The organism is Paraburkholderia sp. (assembly GCF_050742655.1).
Lineage (GTDB): Bacteria > Pseudomonadota > Gammaproteobacteria > Burkholderiales > Burkholderiaceae > Paraburkholderia.
On record NZ_JBOIGG010000005.1, the window covers coordinates 69,128 to 84,142 of the forward strand.

14 protein-coding genes and 1 tRNA gene are annotated in these 15,015 nt (G+C 64.6%); 10 read left to right on the forward strand and 5 right to left on the reverse strand.

What is annotated here, in order from left to right:
• Window positions 1-16: 16 nt before the first annotated feature.
• A complete protein-coding gene (locus tag ACREXZ_RS09225) occupies window positions 17-796 on the reverse strand; it encodes an NAD(P)H-dependent oxidoreductase (RefSeq protein WP_431763752.1) in 780 nt (259 codons plus the stop codon).
• Window positions 797-885: 89 nt separating this feature from the next.
• Here ACREXZ_RS09225 and ACREXZ_RS09230 point away from each other — a divergent pair, with 89 nt between their 5' ends.
• Both ACREXZ_RS09230 and ACREXZ_RS09235 read left to right on the forward strand, forming a co-directional pair.
• The gene (locus tag ACREXZ_RS09230) at window positions 886-1,779 is read left to right on the forward strand and encodes a LysR family transcriptional regulator (protein WP_431763753.1); all 894 of its coding nucleotides are present in this window, start codon (window positions 886-888) and stop codon (window positions 1,777-1,779) included.
• Window positions 1,780-1,929: 150 nt separating this feature from the next.
• On the forward strand, window positions 1,930-3,039 hold the full coding sequence (locus tag ACREXZ_RS09235; RefSeq protein ID WP_431763754.1) for a hypothetical protein: 1,110 nt from the start codon (window positions 1,930-1,932) through the stop codon (window positions 3,037-3,039).
• A 109-nt stretch (window positions 3,040-3,148) separates the two neighbouring features.
• Here the strand turns inward: ACREXZ_RS09235 and ACREXZ_RS09240 are convergent, their stop codons facing one another.
• Together ACREXZ_RS09240 and ACREXZ_RS09245 are read right to left on the reverse strand one after the other, a co-directional pair.
• Window positions 3,149-3,904, reverse strand: a complete 756-nt coding sequence (locus ACREXZ_RS09240; protein ID WP_431763755.1) for a class I SAM-dependent methyltransferase — start codon at window positions 3,902-3,904, stop codon at window positions 3,149-3,151.
• Window positions 3,905-3,973: 69 nt separating this feature from the next.
• Window positions 3,974-5,176 (reverse strand): phytanoyl-CoA dioxygenase family protein, encoded by a 1,203-nt coding sequence (locus ACREXZ_RS09245; RefSeq protein ID WP_431763756.1) that lies wholly within the window; start codon window positions 5,174-5,176, stop codon window positions 3,974-3,976.
• 115 nt (window positions 5,177-5,291) lie between these two features.
• Between ACREXZ_RS09245 and ACREXZ_RS09250 the strand changes: the two genes are divergently transcribed.
• Window positions 5,292-6,326 (forward strand): LacI family DNA-binding transcriptional regulator, encoded by a 1,035-nt coding sequence (locus tag ACREXZ_RS09250; protein ID WP_431763757.1) that lies wholly within the window; start codon window positions 5,292-5,294, stop codon window positions 6,324-6,326.
• Between the two features lie 39 nt (window positions 6,327-6,365).
• Here the strand turns inward: ACREXZ_RS09250 and ACREXZ_RS09255 are convergent, their stop codons facing one another.
• Together ACREXZ_RS09255 and ACREXZ_RS09260 are read right to left on the reverse strand one after the other, a co-directional pair.
• Window positions 6,366-6,992: a hypothetical protein gene (locus ACREXZ_RS09255; protein WP_431763758.1), complete on the reverse strand. Its 627-nt coding sequence runs from the start codon at window positions 6,990-6,992 to the stop codon at window positions 6,366-6,368.
• Window positions 6,993-7,152: 160 nt separating this feature from the next.
• Window positions 7,153-7,229 (reverse strand) — tRNA-Gln (locus tag ACREXZ_RS09260).
• 422 nt (window positions 7,230-7,651) lie between these two features.
• Here ACREXZ_RS09260 and ACREXZ_RS09265 point away from each other — a divergent pair.
• The 7 genes from ACREXZ_RS09265 to ACREXZ_RS09295 all read left to right on the forward strand — a co-directional run bounded on the left by ACREXZ_RS09265 (window position 7,652) and on the right by ACREXZ_RS09295 (window position 14,870).
• Entirely contained in the window at window positions 7,652-8,701 is a 1,050-nt protein-coding gene (locus ACREXZ_RS09265) for a substrate-binding domain-containing protein (protein ID WP_431763759.1), read from the forward strand.
• Between the two features lie 40 nt (window positions 8,702-8,741).
• Entirely contained in the window at window positions 8,742-9,800 is a 1,059-nt protein-coding gene (locus ACREXZ_RS09270) for an ABC transporter substrate-binding protein (RefSeq protein ID WP_431763959.1), read from the forward strand.
• Window positions 9,797-10,621, forward strand: a complete 825-nt coding sequence (locus ACREXZ_RS09275) for an ABC transporter permease (protein WP_431763760.1) — start codon at window positions 9,797-9,799, stop codon at window positions 10,619-10,621. Before ACREXZ_RS09270 ends, ACREXZ_RS09275 begins: the two co-directional genes overlap by 4 nt.
• A 25-nt stretch (window positions 10,622-10,646) precedes the next feature.
• Complete coding sequence (locus ACREXZ_RS09280; RefSeq protein ID WP_431763761.1) at window positions 10,647-11,579, forward strand: ABC transporter permease; 933 nt, start codon at window positions 10,647-10,649, stop codon at window positions 11,577-11,579.
• Window positions 11,576-12,622 carry an ABC transporter ATP-binding protein gene (locus ACREXZ_RS09285; RefSeq protein WP_431763762.1) on the forward strand — a complete coding sequence of 349 codons (1,047 nt, stop codon included), beginning with the start codon at window positions 11,576-11,578 and terminating at the stop codon, window positions 12,620-12,622. The genes ACREXZ_RS09280 and ACREXZ_RS09285 overlap by 4 nt, the downstream gene beginning before the upstream one ends.
• A gap of 70 nt (window positions 12,623-12,692) precedes the next feature.
• The gene (locus ACREXZ_RS09290; RefSeq protein WP_431763763.1) at window positions 12,693-13,526 is read left to right on the forward strand and encodes a phosphodiesterase; all 834 of its coding nucleotides are present in this window, start codon (window positions 12,693-12,695) and stop codon (window positions 13,524-13,526) included.
• Between the two features lie 138 nt (window positions 13,527-13,664).
• Window positions 13,665-14,870: an MFS transporter gene (locus tag ACREXZ_RS09295; protein WP_431763764.1), complete on the forward strand. Its 1,206-nt coding sequence runs from the start codon at window positions 13,665-13,667 to the stop codon at window positions 14,868-14,870.
• The last annotated feature ends 145 nt before the right edge of the window (window positions 14,871-15,015 follow it).

A 15,015-nucleotide genomic window follows, 5' to 3' on the forward strand; every position in this document is an offset into this window, starting at 1 on the left:
AGCTGCAGCGCAACGTTCACTGCGCCAGATGCGCGGCAAATCCCTCGATGCCCGGCGCGACGTCGGGCTTCAGACTCAGCGCGGGAATCTCGTAGCTGCCGTCGTTCTGGCGGCGAAACGGTAGCGGCGTAGCGGTCGCGAGCGTGTCGAGCCGCTGCCCGAGCGATTCGCGGATCTGCGCGACCCGGTCGGCATCGGTCTTGCTCGTCCGGTACACGACGAACGGCGGCAGCACGTCGAAGCCCGGGTAATACAGCACGCCGTGATGGATCGGGAACAGCAGATCGTCGATCGGACCGTTGATGCCGCGCGGACCGTAATGGGACTCCCAGCCGCCGGTGGTCACCAGCAGCATCGCGCGCTTGCCGGCCATCGAGCCTTCGCCGTAACGATCGCCCCAGCGGCGGTCCGAGTGCTCGCCGACACCGTACGCGAATCCATGCGCGAACACGCGGTCGACCCATCCTTTCATGATCGCGGGCATCGTGAACCACCACAGCGGAAACTGCAGGATCACCGTGTCCGCCCACAGCAGCTTCTGCTGCTCGCGCGAGATGTCTTCGCTTTGCTCGCCCAGCTTGTAACCCCGCTCCGACTCCGCGATCGGATCGAACGGAGCGCTGGATTCGCGCTGCGGATAATCCGCTGAATCGAGCGACGCTTTCCAGTTCATCGCGTACAGGTCGGACACCTGGACCGAATGGCCAGCGCTGCCCAGACGATCGACGATAAAGCGTTTAAGCGTACCGTTCAGCGAGCGCGGTTCGGGATGGGCATAGACGACAAGAACTTTCATGACAGGACCTCGAAGAAAAAGAGTGATGTCGCAGCGTAACGTCCATCGAGGTATAGTCGAAATGAATTGTTCAGATAGCAGGTATTCGAATGACTAATTTGCGTCGACTTGATCTCAATCTGCTGGTGACACTCGATGCGCTGCTGGAAGAGCGCAACGTGACGCGCGCGGCGCAGCGGCTGAATTACTCTCAGCCGTCGGTGAGCGTGCAGCTCGCGAAGCTGCGCGAGACCTTCAGCGATCCGCTGCTGCTGCCCGGGCCGCGCGGGATGACGCCGACCGCCCGCGCACTCGAACTGCGCGAGCCGTTGCGGCAGGCGCTCGACGAACTGGAGCGCGCGGTGCTGCCGGTCGCGCCGTTCGATCCTGCGACCGCACAGGATACGTGGCGCGTCGCCGCGACCGACAACGCCGAGCAGGCGATCCTGCTGCCGCTGCTCGCCCGCCTGCGCGCGCTCGCGCCGAATACACGGCTCGCGGTGATCCAGGCGGAGCCGCCGCGCCTCGGGAAACAGGCGCAGACCGGCGCAATCGATCTCGGCTTTCATACGACCGACGAAATACCGGAGGGTCTGCGCTACCGGCCGCTGTTTCGCGAGCATTACGTGCTGGTGGGACGCACCGGACATCCGCGGCTGAAGCGGCGGCCCACGCTCGCGCAATTCTGCAAGCTCGAGCACGTGATCGCGTCGCCCGACGGTGGCGGCTTTCGCGGCATCACCGATACCGTGCTCGAACGCGCCGGGCTGCAACGCCGTGTCGTGCTGTCGGTTCCACACTTCCTGTTCGTGCTGTCGGCGGTCGCAAACACCGACCTCGTCGCGATGCTGCCGTCGCGCCTCGTGCGCGGCGTGCCCGGCCTGAAGACGTTCGACCTGGCAGTCGAGATTCCCGGCTACGAAATGGCGATGTTCTGGCACGAGCGCTCGCACCGGGATCCGGGACATCAATGGCTGCGGGAGCGGATCGTCGAGACCGTATGAGCCCCGGGGACCACCCCGCCGGAAGGAAGCCCCATCCTCTTCGCCTCCCCGAACGCAACTTCGCTTGCCGCGCATCGGAAACGCCGCGCGGGCATACAGTCATTCGCATGGTTGGTGTTACCCCCTTACTGATTCTCAGGAGATCATGCGATGAGCGCTGCAACCATGAACGGCGGTCCCGGACTGGTCCAGTACAATCCCGGCCAGCAATTTCCGGCACAGAACAACAACGCTACAAACACGTTGCAAATGCTGACAACCCTTCTGTCGGAAGTCGAGCAGTTGCTGCAAATGGCCCAGCAGGGTGGGCAGCCTGCCGTCGGCGGGCAACCGGGCGCGGGCGCGCAACCAGGCGCAGGTGCGCAGCCGGGTAGCGGCATGCCGCTCGCCGGCAGCGGCACCCGGCCGGGTATGATCGGCGGCGCGCAGCCTGGCGCGATCCGTGGCGGCGGTCAGCAGCTCAACGCGCAGAGCGCGTCGGGCGCGCTGTCGAGCTACATGAGCGCGAACGGCGTGTCGTCGCTGAATCCGAGCCAGTTGTACCAGCTTGCATATAACCCGCAGCAGGAAGGCGCGACGCAGACCGACTCCGACGCGGCCAAGTGGATGCTGCAGAACCCGAGCGTATTCAACCAGATCGAAACGCACGACGTGTCGGGTTCGGACGGCGTTGCCGGTGTGAACGACTTCCAGTGGGCCGCGCAAGGCGGTATGGGCAATGCCGGTGGCGCGGGTGGCACAGGCACCATGCCGTCGTTCGGCAGCGGCGGCGGCACAATGCCGTCGTTCGGCGGTGGCAGCGGCACGATGCCTCCGATGGGCCACGGCCCCGTAGTGTTACCGCAGACCGGTGGCCTGTCCTCGACGCCCTCGTTCACGATGCCTGCGGGTAGCGGCATGCGGCCTCCGATGGGCCTCGGCCCCGTAGTGTCACCGCAGGGCGGCCTGCCCCAGACGCCCTCTTTCACGATGCCTGCCGGCGGCGGTGCACAGCCGCTCAACGCGCAAAGCGCATCGGGCGCACTTGCGAGCTACATGAGCACGAACAACGTGCAGTCACTGGACCCGAACGAGCTGTACCAGCTTGCGTACAACCCGTCGTCGAACGCGACGCCGACCGATTCTTCCACGGTCCAGTCCGCGGCCCAATACATGCTGCAGAACTCGAGCGTCTTCAATCAGATCGAAACGCACGACGTGCCCGGTTCGGACGGTATCGCCGGTGTGAACGATTTCCAGTGGGCGGCGCAGGGGGGCTAACGGACCGGCTAACTAGCGCCAGCGAAGAACCCGCGAGGCCGGTGGCTATCGCGGGTTCTTTTGTTTCATCCCGTTGACGTTGCGGCGAGCGCTCGAACAACGCCCGCGATCAGGTTTTGCGTGCCTCGATCACCACCGTGTGTGGCCTGTCGAGATACGCGCGCAGGGAGTCCGGCGCGGACGCGCTGTCGGCATAGGCAGGCGCATGAGGGTCCACCCATCTGATATCTGTCAGACCCGCTTCCGAAAGCGCATCTTCGAGCGTCGCTTTGGACCAGTACCACGCATCGACACTCGCCCGATGCTCCTTGTAAGACAGTTCCAGACGAACCCGGCCACCATCAGCATGCGGTGCGCGTTCATGATCGTGTGCGACCAGCTTGAATCCGTAGTCCTCGTAGTAGGAAGGCCTGGAATCGTAGTCCGGATGTATTGGCAGTGTCACGAGCCTGCCATTCGGACGTAACAGGCGCGCCATCTCCGCGCACATCGAATTCAGTTCATCGCGGGTGGTGGCAAAAGGCAGGATATAGACGGCCAGCACAAGATCGAATTTTTCATTCAATTCTGGCGTCAATTCCTGAATGAATGGAATGTCGGAACCTTCTTTCTCTGCGCGAGCGCGTGCGTAATTGAGCATGCCGGTTGTGGGATCGTATCCGACTACGCGATGGGCACCACGCGCTTTCAGCCATCGCGCATACGACGCTGTTCCACATCCGTAATCGAGGACATCGAGCGATGTCACTTCGCCGATAGTCTCCAGTACGCTCGGAATTTCGATGTCCTTCCGGAATGGCCAGTTAGCCATATCCTCGTACATCGGCGCTAATTCATCGAATTGGGCAGCGGCTTCGTGCGTCATGTCGGTTTCCGAATAATCTGACAATTAACAATAGGAAAAAAACCGCAATACTCAAGCCGGAAATCTGTTCTACGCTTCCCACCGCGCAGCCTGCTCGCGAACGGCGGCCACAAACCGCTCCACGCTCCACGATTCCGCTAACGCCCGGCAAAACAAACCTTGCTGGCTCTCCGGTGCGAGTCCACCTCGTGGTGGGTCGCGGTCCAGGTTCGACGGAAACGGATAGCCTTCGGCGCACGATGCAATGACCGCCTCGACTTCCGCCGATGCCATGCTCGATGCGCTCGATGCCATCACACGATCAAGCAGAACCGGGTACAGCGCCTCGCACATGCGCGAGCGGTTCAACGACTCCATCGCGCGGCCATACGCCGACGAAATCTGCAGCAGGTTCGCCATCCGCTGAACGGTCGTGGTCCGGTTCGCGCCGGCCGCGTGAAACAGTGCGGGATTGAAGAACAGCGCGTCGCCTTTTTCGAGCGGCAACTGCACAGAGTGGCTCTCGAAGTAGTCGCGGAAATCTTGACGGCGCCACGCGAGATAGCCCTCGGGATACCGCTGCGAAAATGGCAGCAGCTGGGTCGGCCCGCTTTCCACCGGCATGTCGCAATGAGCGATTGCCCCTTGCAGCGTGAGAAATGGAGACATCGCGTGGACGTGCGCGGGATAGCGCTCCGCCTCCGCGACAGTCTGAAACCCAAGGTGATAATCCCGATGCACCTGTTGCGCCTGTCCACCTGGGCGAACGACGTTGACCTGTGACGTCATCTGAAAGTGCGGACCGAGCCACGCTTCGGCGATCGCATACAGCAGGGCGTTCGCGAAGTATCGGGCGAACACCGACGGCGCGCGCAGACACAGCTTCTGTTGCGCGTTCCAGATCCGGTCGTTCGCACCGGCTTTCGCGAAATGGTCCGCCGCTGCGCTACCGGCCTCGCGCTCGTCGCGGATGATCGATTCGAAGACCTCGGTCGCATCATCGACAGGCGCCGTATCGGCATAGGCCCGTCTTAGCACCAGCACCCCCGCCCCGCGATTCAGCACGTTGGCCCATTCGTGCTGCAGGTCGGCGCGGCGCATCGTGTCTTCGAGGTCGCCGCGTAGCGCGTCGCAGTCGTACATCGGAATGTGCTCGCATAGTTCAGCGGCAAATCGCGGATGGACGTCCTCCTGTCCCGCCTGAAGTCCGGCAACGAAATCCCGCAGCGAACAATCCTGCTCACGGTACCCATGACGTATCGGTGCGTCGTGATGCGATTCTTTGTGTTGCATGACGTCTCCTTCCGCTGATCTGCCAAAGATAGCTCGATGCCGATGCGTTGCGGTACCATAAACACATCAAAAACACCTCAATCTGAGACCACTCACCATGGCCCGCCGGTTTCTCATGAAGGAAATCGCTCTGCAGGCAGGCGTCGGGCTCGCGACAGTCGATCGGGTGCTGAACGGTCGGGAGAATGTTCGCGAGCACACGCGTCATCGCGTGCAGCACGCGATCAAGGAGCTGGAAAAGCTGCAGTTCCAGCTGGCGACCAGCGGGCGCAAGCTTGTCGTCGATGTGATCGTCGAAGCGCCTCCGAGGTTTTCCGACGAAATCCGCGAAGCACTCGAATCGGAGTTGCCGGGCCTGCATCCCGCGGTACTCAGGCCGCGCTTCCTGACGCGGGACACGATGACGACCGTCGAGGTCGTCGATGCATTAAAGACGATCGGTCGCAGAGGCAGTCACGGCGTATTTCTGAAGGCCCGGGATGTCCCTGAGATTTCGAGTGCCATCGACGAACTGCAGCAGCGCGGCATCCCCGTTATTACCCTCTTCACCGACATTCCGTTGTCGAAGCGGATAGCCTATGCGGGCCTCGACAACCGCATGGCTGGGGCGACGGCGGCCTATCTCATCGGCCAATGGCTTGCTCACCCTGAGGGAAACGTTCTCGTCACGATGAGCGATGAACGCTTCAGGGGCGAAGAAGAACGCGAAACCGGTTTTCGCAACGAACTACGCCGACGCTATCCGAAGCTGAAACTCGTCGACGCCAGCGGCGGCCACGGTCTCGATCGGCAAACCGAAGAACGCGTAAAACGGGTTGTCGGCCCGAGGAAGAAAATCGTCGCGGTCTATTCGATGGGGGGCGGCAACGTAGCGATACTCCGCGCGTTGCAATCGATCGGACAGACGCCCGAATGCTTCATTGGACATGACCTCGACAGGGACAACGTTCATCTGCTCCGCGACGGGAAGCTCAGCGCGGTTCTGCATCACGACCTGCGGCAGGACATGCGGACCGCCTGCCACCACGTCATGCATTTTCACAGGATGCTACCGGCTTCGGCTGTCGGGTTGTCGTCGTCTGTGGTTGTGGTTACGCCGGTGAATATTCCGCGGTATGTTGGGGAGCGGTTTGGGAAGGGGTACGCGTGACGTGCGGCGGCGACATAGCTGTCGACTGTTGCGCATCTGTCAGGGTTCCAGGTTTGCCTCGCAGTCTTCCCAATACTTCAGCGGGTCACGATGATCCGGGTACTCCGTATCGAGCCAGTCCGACAGGATCTTCCACTGAGGATGATTCGGTCCGCTTCTCGTGTCCCAGAACGACTCCTTGAGAACGCTGTTGTTGCGATCGCGATCCCGGACTACGATCCGGCAGTGATCGTCTGAATCGTGGAACTCGGCTTTCAGATAATAGCGAGGCAGTATCTGCAACGTGGCCTTCTCTCCAAACCTGCCTTCAGCTCGCACGACCCCGTCACTGTAAATTCTCAGGACACCATCCACGGACCTGTCAGCGCTCCACCCAACCGGTAGCCTCACGACGCATTCGTCTTTGCCGATCTTGACCCAGTCCATGCGCCAGGTTCGGGCGAGCGCATCACGCACATGCGCTGCATCTTCGTACCCTGGGGGTACCGCAATCTGCGATGGCAAAACAACCAGTTCGTCACGGCTCTGCTTCGACTGGTCGACGGTCTCGAATGGATCGTCGAATGGATTTGTCTTCCGGCCAGAAGACGTAGCCTTCCCGGTCGATCCGCTGCCAAACAGGCTCTCGGCAGCCTGCCGTGCCCGTTTCGATTTTTCGCTGCTCATTACTGTCTCCGGGGAGTCTGAATGTGTGGGACGTTCCGATTTGTGTGTGATTTCTACACCATTTTATGCGAGTGCTGGAACCGGCAGAAATTGCCCAGGCAAGCGAGGCCGCTACCGGGTCGCTTGATTGGATCACAGAGGGAAACATCGGGAGAATCGGTGGTGCCGGGGACCGGACTTGAACCGGCAAGCCGTCAGGCGGCGGATTTTCGTCACACCACGTCTTTCGACGCCGGCCTCGGCGAGGCCGTTCGTGCGCTGGACTATGCCTTCGCCGTCGCGTGCGGCGGAGTCTTCCGTCGCGTTGCCTTAGGCGCCCCCCGTCTAGTCTCTACACCTTCCGCGCCCCGCGCGACGACGTCGCATGCGTGGCGGGCTTGGCTCGGCGTTGCCTCGGCGCGCGCGCTGCGCGCCAGGGGGTTCGCCGAATTTGAGGGGTTCTGCACCGGTCGTTTCCGACCGGGCACTCAATACTTTAAGTCCGCTATGTTTACCAATTTCATCACCCCGGCAAGGGCGGACGCGATTCTACCATCGCCCTGCGGGCGGTCCAAACGGGGGACATCCAGACGCCCCGCCCCGTCTGCTTCCCCAGTCACAGCGCAGTCATAAACGGCCTCGATAATCCGTCGACGAAAACGTTTTCAACGGGGCCAATCTTGACGATTCCGACGATCCGGGATGTCGCCGCGCATGCGGGTTTTTCCATCGCGACGGTCTCGCGCGCGATCAACGCGCCGCACACGGTCAATCCGGTCACACTAGAAAAAGTCCGTCAGTCGATCGACGCGCTGCACTTCCGTCCGAGCCCGATCGGCCGGCAACTGCGCGGCGAGCGCACACGGCTGATCGGCGTCGTGCTGCCGACGCTCGCGAACCCGGTGTTCGCCGAATGCCTGCAAGGCATCGACGATCTCGCGTCCGCACAAGGCTATCGTCTGATGCTGATGACGACGCAATACGACGCCGACCGCGAACGCCATGCAATCGAAACGCTGCGCGCGCAGCGCGTCGAAGGCATGATCCTCACGGTCGCCGACGCGGACACGCATCCAATGCTCGACGAACTCGACCGCGACGGTCTGCTCTACGTGCTGATGCACAACGACACAGTGCGTCGCCCCGCGGTGTCGGTCGACAACCGTCTCGCCGCATATGACGGCGTGCGGATGCTGATCGCGCACGGCCATCGCCGCATCCTGATGCTCGCCGGCACGCTCGCTGCGTCGGACCGCGCGCGGCTGCGCCATCTCGGCTACGCGCAGGCGATGCAGCAGGCCGGACTCGTGCCCGCGCCAGCGCTCGAAATCGACTTCAACGCGGACGAACTCGCACCGTCGGTGCTCGCGCATCTGACCACCGGCGCGCAGCGGCCGACCGCGCTTTTCTGCAGCAACGATCTGCTCGCGATGGTCGTGATGCGCGGCCTGCGCCGCGCGCGTCTGCAGATTCCCACCGACATGTCGATCCTCGGCTTCGACGGTCTCGCAATGGGCGAGCTGCTGTCGCCGCCGCTCGCGAGCATCGTCGCGCCGAATCGCGAGATCGGCAGTGCCGCGTGGCAGCGACTCGTCGCGCGTCTCGACAACACGGGCCACGACACACCGCTCGCGTTGACGCTGCCGCACACGCTGCGCGAAGGCGCCACGATCGCGACGATCGCGTCCACGTCGTCGACACCCAACCTGCGGCCGCGCAGCGCCGTCTGATCCGTTCCCGTTCCGCCCGACTCCAAGGAGACCTGCTGTGATCCGCCGTTCCCGCTCCGGCCCTACCCTTTTCACGCGTACGCTGCGTGCCGCCGCATCGATCGCGATCGCAGCAAGCGCGTTGCTCGCGACGTTCGCCGCGCCGACGTCCGCGCTCGCCGACGAAACCGCCATCTGCTACAACTGCCCGCCCGAATGGGCCGACTGGGCGAGCCAGATCAAGGCGATCCAGCAGAAGACCGGCATCCGCGTGCCGTCCGACAACAAGAACTCGGGCCAGGCGATTGCACAGATGATGGCCGAGAAGCAGAGCCCGGTCGCGGACGTCGTCTATCTCGGCGTGTCGTCGGCGTTCCAGGCGAAGGACAAGGGCGTGATCCAGCCGTACAAGCCGGCGCACTGGGACGACATCCCGGCGAACCTGAAGGACCCGCAAGGCTACTGGTTCGCGATTCACTCGGGCACGCTGGGCTTCTTCGTCAACAAGGATGCGCTCGAAGGCCGGCCGGTTCCGCAATCGTGGGCCGACCTGCTGAAGCCGGAATACAAAGGGATGATCGGCTACCTCGATCCGTCCAGCGCGTTCGTCGGCTATGCGGGCGCGGTCGCGGTGAACGAGGCGCTCGGCGGCAACTTCGACAACTTCCAGCCGGCACTCGACTGGTTCCGCAAGCTGAAGGCCAACGCACCGATCGTGCCGAAGCAGACCGCTTATGCGCGCGTGCTGTCCGGCGAGATTCCGATCCTGCTCGACTACGACTTCGATGCGTACCGCGCGATGTACAAGGATCACGCGAACGTCGCGTTCGTGATTCCGAAGGAAGGCACGATCTCGGTGCCGTACGTGATGAGTCTCGTGAAGGGTGCGCCGCACGAAGCGAACGGCAAGAAGGTGCTCGACTTCGTGCTGTCCGACGAAGGCCAGAAGCTGTGGGCGAACGCATATCTGCGTCCGGTCCGCGCAAATGCGATGAGCGCCGACGCCGCGGCGAAGTTCCTGCCCGCGAGCGACTATGCGCGTGCGCATGCGGTCGACTTCGGGAAGATGGCCAGCAAGCAGCAGAGCTTCGGCGAGCAGTATCTTCAGGTGATGCATTGAACGACATTACGTTCCCGCTGCGCTGGCGCGTCGCACTGCTCGCGCCGGCGCTCGTCGTGTTCCTAGCGTTCTGGCTGCTGCCGATGGTCGCGCTGCTGCAGGTGAGCGCCGACGGCCATGCGTTCGCGACGTACCGTGCGCTGCTGTCGAACGAACGCTACATGCAGAGCCTCGGCGCGACGGTGCTGCTGTCGGGGGCGGTCACAGCGGCAACGCTCGCGCTGTCGGTGATCGCGGGGCTGCTGCTCGCACGGCGCGAGTTTCCGGGCAAGCGTCTGCTGCTCGCGCTGCTGACCTTTCCGCTCGCGTTTCCCGGTGTCGTCGTCGGCTTCATGGTGATCATGCTGGCCGGGCGCCAGGGGTTGATCGGCGCGCTGTCGATGAAGCTGACCGGCGATCGCTGGGTGTTCGCGTATTCGATGGCGGGACTGTTCATCGGTTACCTGTACTTCTCGATTCCGCGCGTGATCGTCACGGTGATGGCATCGGCGACGAAGCTCGACGCATCGCTCGAGGAAGCCGCGCGTTCGCTCGGCGCGTCGCCGTGGCAGATCATGCGCGACATCGTGCTGCCGGCGTTGTCGCCGGGCCTGATCGCGGCGGGCGCCGTGTGCTTCGCGACCGCGATGGGTGCATTCGGCACGGCGTTCACGCTCGCCACCGACATCTCCGTGCTGCCGATGACGATCTACACCGAGTTCACGCTGAACGCGAACATGGTGACGGCCGCGGGGCTGTCGATCGTGCTCGGCATCGTCACGTGGCTGGTGCTCGCGCTCGCACGCAATGCGACCGGTTCCGCGGTCGCGGCCACCGCATGACGCTCCCGTCGACACGCACAACCCGATGAATTCGCTGACCGATACCGCCGCAAGGCCGCGCGCGCAATCGCGCCTCCAGTCCCGCACGCTGCTCGCCGCCGCCCAATGGAGCGTCACGCTGCTGCTGTGCGCGTTCCTGATCGTGCCGGTCGTGATGTCGATCGTGGCGGGCCTCACCGTCAACTACTTCAAGGGCGTGTCGAGCGGGCTGACGCTGCGCTGGCTTGTCGAGGTCTGGACGCAGTACAGCGGCTCGGTCTTCCTGTCGCTCGAAATCGCAGCGCTGACGCTCGCGATCACGCTCGTCGCCGGTGTGCCGGCCGGCTACGCGCTCGCGCGCAGCAAGACGCGCGCGGCACGCTTCGTCGAAGAGCTGCTCGTGCTGCCGATCGCGCTGCCCGGGCTCGCGTCGGCGCTCGCGCTGCTCGTCGTGTACGGCGGTTTCACTGCGTTCCGGATGAGCGTGCTGTTCATCGTCGTCGGGCATGTCGTGTTCACGCTGCCGTTCATGGTGCGCGCGGTCGCGGCGATCTGCGCGAGCTCGGACCTGCGCACGCTCGAAGAAGGAGCCGCGAGTCTCGGCGCGACGTTCATGCAGCGCTTCGTGACGATCGTGCTGCCGAACGCGCGGCCCGGCATCGTCGCGGGTGCGCTCGCGGTCGTGACGCTGTCGATCGGCGAATTCAACCTCACATGGATGCTGCACACGCCCGACACGAAGACGCTGCCCGTCGGTCTCGCCGATACCTATGCGTCGCTGCGCATCGAGATCGGCAGCGCGTACACGATCCTGTTTTTCATCATGACGATGCCGCTCCTCGTCGCGATGCAATGGTTCGGCGTCGATCCGACCGGTCAGCGCAATACGACGAAACGCCGTCGCGTACGCGCGGCACGTAACACGCAACCCGCTGCGCTTTCAGCCGATCTGCAAGAAGATTCAGAAAATCCGCTATGACACCCGCCTCCGTTCCGATCACCCTCACGCAGTGCGCGAAGACGTTTCGCGGCACCCGCGTGCTCGAACCGCTCGACCTGCATATCGACGCCGGCGAAACGCTCGTGCTGCTCGGTCCGTCCGGCTGCGGCAAGACCACTACGCTGCGGATGATCGCCGGACTCGAGACGCCCGATGCGGGCGGCCACGTCGCGTTCGGTACCGACGACGTCACCGCGCTGCCGATCGAGCGACGCGAAGTCGGCATGGTGTTCCAGAGCTACGCGCTGTTCCCGAACCTGACGGTGCGCGGCAATGTGGGCTATGGGCTACGGATTCGCGGCGTCGACAAGGCGGTCGCGCGCGGCCGCGTCGACGAACTGCTCGCGATGATGCGACTCACCGCGCACGCGGACAAACCGGTCGATCAGTTGTCGGGCGGCCAGCGTCAACGCGTCGCGCTCGCCCGTGCGCTCGCGCCGCGGCCGCGTGTGCTGCTGCTCGACGAACCGCTGACCGCGCTCGACGCCCGGCTGCGCGACACACTACGCGGCGAAATGAACGCACTGCTGCGCGGACTCGGTATCACGACCGTGTACGTGACCCACGATCAGGCCGAAGCGATGGAACTCGGCGACCGCGTCGTCGTGATGAGCGCGGGACGCATCGAGCAGATCGGCACGCCGCGCGACATCTACTACCGGCCCGCGAACCGCGTGGTCGCGCAGTTCATCGGCACGATCAACCGGCTGGCCGGCGACGTGCGTGCCGGACACCTGACGACCATCGGCGGCGCCGTGCCGTTGCCCGCTGCACAGACAACCGGCACGACGCCGCGCGAGCTATTCTTCCGTCCAGAGGACGCGTACCTCGCCGATCCTGCGCACGCGCATCTGCGCGGCACGATCGAGGCCGCTGCGTTCCTCGGCGAACGCACGCGTCTGACGATCGCCGGCGCCGCGCCCGATACACTCGTCGTCGACGTCGCGGGCCGCGTCGAACTGGCGCGCGGCACGCCGGTCGGCATTTCGATCGCCGAAGACGCGCTGATTGCACTATCGTGAAGGCAGCGCGGCCGGCCGTTCGTACCGCTAGCACCGCCCGCGCGCCGACATTCATCGACAGGGATTTCCCATGCTGCTTGCCCAGATCAGCGATCTGCACATCAAACGCCCGGGCGCACTCGCCTACCGGCGCGTCGACACCGCAGCGTGCCTCACGCGCTGCGTCGAGCGACTGAACGCGCTGCTGCCGCGCCCCGACGCGGTGCTCATCACTGGCGATCTCGTCGACCAGGGCACCGCCGAACAGTACGCGTACCTGAAAACGCTGCTCGCCCCGCTCGAGATGCCGTACTACCTGATGGTCGGCAATCACGACGACCGTGTGGCGCTGCGCGAAGCATTCCCCGAGCAGCCCGAACTCGCCCTCGCCAAGGGCGACGCGTTCGTCCAGTACGCGATCGACGTCGGCGCGCTGCGCATCATCGCGCTCGATTCGGTCGTGCCGGGCCAGAGCGGCGGCACGCTGTGCGACGCTCGGCTCGCGTGGCTCGATGCGCAGCTCAATGCGTCACGCGACCGGCCCGTCGTGGTCGCGCTGCATCATCCGCCGTTCGCGACCGGCATCGCACACATGGACGAGATCCGCCTCGAGCCGACCGCGGCCGAGCGGCTCGCCGCGCTCATCGCACGACATCCGAACGTCGAACGCGTGCTGTGCGGGCACGTGCACCGGCCGATCTTCGCGCGCTTCGGCGGCACGATCGCGTCGGCGGTTGCGTCGCCCGCGCACCAGGTCGCGCTCGATCTGCGCGACGACGGGCCGTCCGCGTTCTCGATGGAACCCGCCGCGTTCGCGCTGCACCGCTACGACCCCGCGACCGGCATCGTCACGCATCACGCGTACGTCGACGCGTCGGACGGCCCCTACCCGTTCTACGAGCCCGAGGGCGAGCTGATCGATTGAGCGTGGGCAAGGACGTACCGCGGGGTCGTACGACGGCCTGCCGCGGCGCCAGCACGATCGCGGAGCCTCCGGTATGATCGGCACGCTCGAAGCCTCTCTGCTGGCCTGTGCGCCGGCTTACGATCTGCCGCCCCGTTCATGTCCACGCCTGCCCCCACTTCTCCTGCCGCACCCGAACGGTCGCTCGCCGGCCTGCTGTTTCTGCTCGCGACGATCGCCGGTGTGTCGGTCGCGAACATCTACTACAACCAGCCGCTGCTCGACGATTTCCGCCAGTCGTTTCCGCACAGCGCGTCGTGGGTCGGCGCGGTGCCGGCCGTCACGCAGCTCGGCTACGCGGCCGGCATGCTGCTGCTCGCGCCGCTCGGCGACCGCTTCGACCGGCGTCGCCTGATCCTGCTACAAATTGCCGCAATCTGTGTCGCGCTCATCGTCGCGGCGCTGGCGCCGACGCTGCACGTCCTGATCGTCGCGAGCCTCGCGATCGGCGTGCTCGCGACGATCGCCCAGCAAGCCGTGCCGTTCGCTGCCGAACTCGCGCCGGTTTCGCAGCGCGGTCACGCGGTCGGGACCGTGATGAGCGGCCTGCTGCTCGGCATCCTGCTGGCGCGGACCGCAGCGGGTTTCGTCGCCGAGTACTTCGGCTGGCGTGCGGTGTTCGGGGTCTCGGTGGTGGCGCTGCTGGCACTGTCGGTGCTGATCCTGCTGCGTTTGCCGCGCAGCCAGCCGACCTCGACGCTGCCCTATGGCAAGTTGCTCGCGTCGCTGTGGCATCTGACGGTCGAACTGCGCGGCCTGCGCGAATCGTCGCTGACGGGCGCCGCGCTGTTCGCGGCATTCAGCATTTTCTGGAGCGTGCTGGCGCTGCTGCTCGCCGGTGCGCCGTTCCATCTCGGACCGCAGGCGGCGGGGCTGTTCGGCATCGTCGGCGCAGCGGGCGCGCTGGCCGCGCCTTACGCAGGCAAGTTCGCGGACCGGCGCGGGCCGCGCGCAATCATTTCGCTGTCGATTGCACTGGTGGCGGTGTCGTTCATCGTGTTCGGGATCTCGGGGGCAAGCATCGCGGGGCTCGTGATCGGCGTGATCGTGCTCGACGTCGGCGTCCAGGCCGCGCAGATTTCCAATCAATCTCGTATCTATGCCCTGAAACCCGAAGCGCGCAGCCGCGTGAATACGGTTTATATGGTTTGCTATTTCATTGGCGGCGCCGTGGGGTCGGGCGTCGGTGCGGTGGTCTGGCCCGCGTTTGGATGGGTGGGCGTGTCCGTCGCCGGGCTCGTGTTTGCCGGGCTGGCGGGATTGAGCCATTCGCGGGGAAGGCAGCAGGTGGTCGTGACGTCCTGATTGTCTGCCCGTCGGATGGCCTTTTTTCGATAAGCGATGCACAGGCTGCACCAGTCGCGTGCGCAGCTGAGGTAATTCTTCCCGCTGCCTCCCGGGCCTTTTGTGACATGGAGAAATACCTGTAATGCCTGTAGAAAGGGCGAAT

Excerpts from the sequence above, each read along its gene's own strand:
- ACREXZ_RS09295 (WP_431763764.1), top strand. The coding sequence starts at position 13,665 with ATGTCCACGCCTGCCCCCACTTCTCCTGCCGCACCCGAACGGTCGCTC.
- ACREXZ_RS09245 (WP_431763756.1), bottom strand. The coding sequence starts at position 5,176 with ATGCAACACAAAGAATCGCATCACGACGCACCGATACGTCATGGGTAC.
- ACREXZ_RS09230 (WP_431763753.1), top strand. The coding sequence starts at position 886 with ATGACTAATTTGCGTCGACTTGATCTCAATCTGCTGGTGACACTCGAT.
- ACREXZ_RS09280 (WP_431763761.1), top strand. The coding sequence starts at position 10,647 with ATGAATTCGCTGACCGATACCGCCGCAAGGCCGCGCGCGCAATCGCGC.
- ACREXZ_RS09285 (WP_431763762.1), top strand. The coding sequence starts at position 11,576 with ATGACACCCGCCTCCGTTCCGATCACCCTCACGCAGTGCGCGAAGACG.
- ACREXZ_RS09235 (WP_431763754.1), top strand. The coding sequence starts at position 1,930 with ATGAGCGCTGCAACCATGAACGGCGGTCCCGGACTGGTCCAGTACAAT.
- ACREXZ_RS09240 (WP_431763755.1), bottom strand. The coding sequence starts at position 3,904 with ATGACGCACGAAGCCGCTGCCCAATTCGATGAATTAGCGCCGATGTAC.
- ACREXZ_RS09290 (WP_431763763.1), top strand. The coding sequence starts at position 12,693 with ATGCTGCTTGCCCAGATCAGCGATCTGCACATCAAACGCCCGGGCGCA.
- ACREXZ_RS09250 (WP_431763757.1), top strand. The coding sequence starts at position 5,292 with ATGAAGGAAATCGCTCTGCAGGCAGGCGTCGGGCTCGCGACAGTCGAT.
- ACREXZ_RS09225 (WP_431763752.1), bottom strand. The coding sequence starts at position 796 with ATGAAAGTTCTTGTCGTCTATGCCCATCCCGAACCGCGCTCGCTGAAC.
- ACREXZ_RS09255 (WP_431763758.1), bottom strand. The coding sequence starts at position 6,992 with ATGAGCAGCGAAAAATCGAAACGGGCACGGCAGGCTGCCGAGAGCCTG.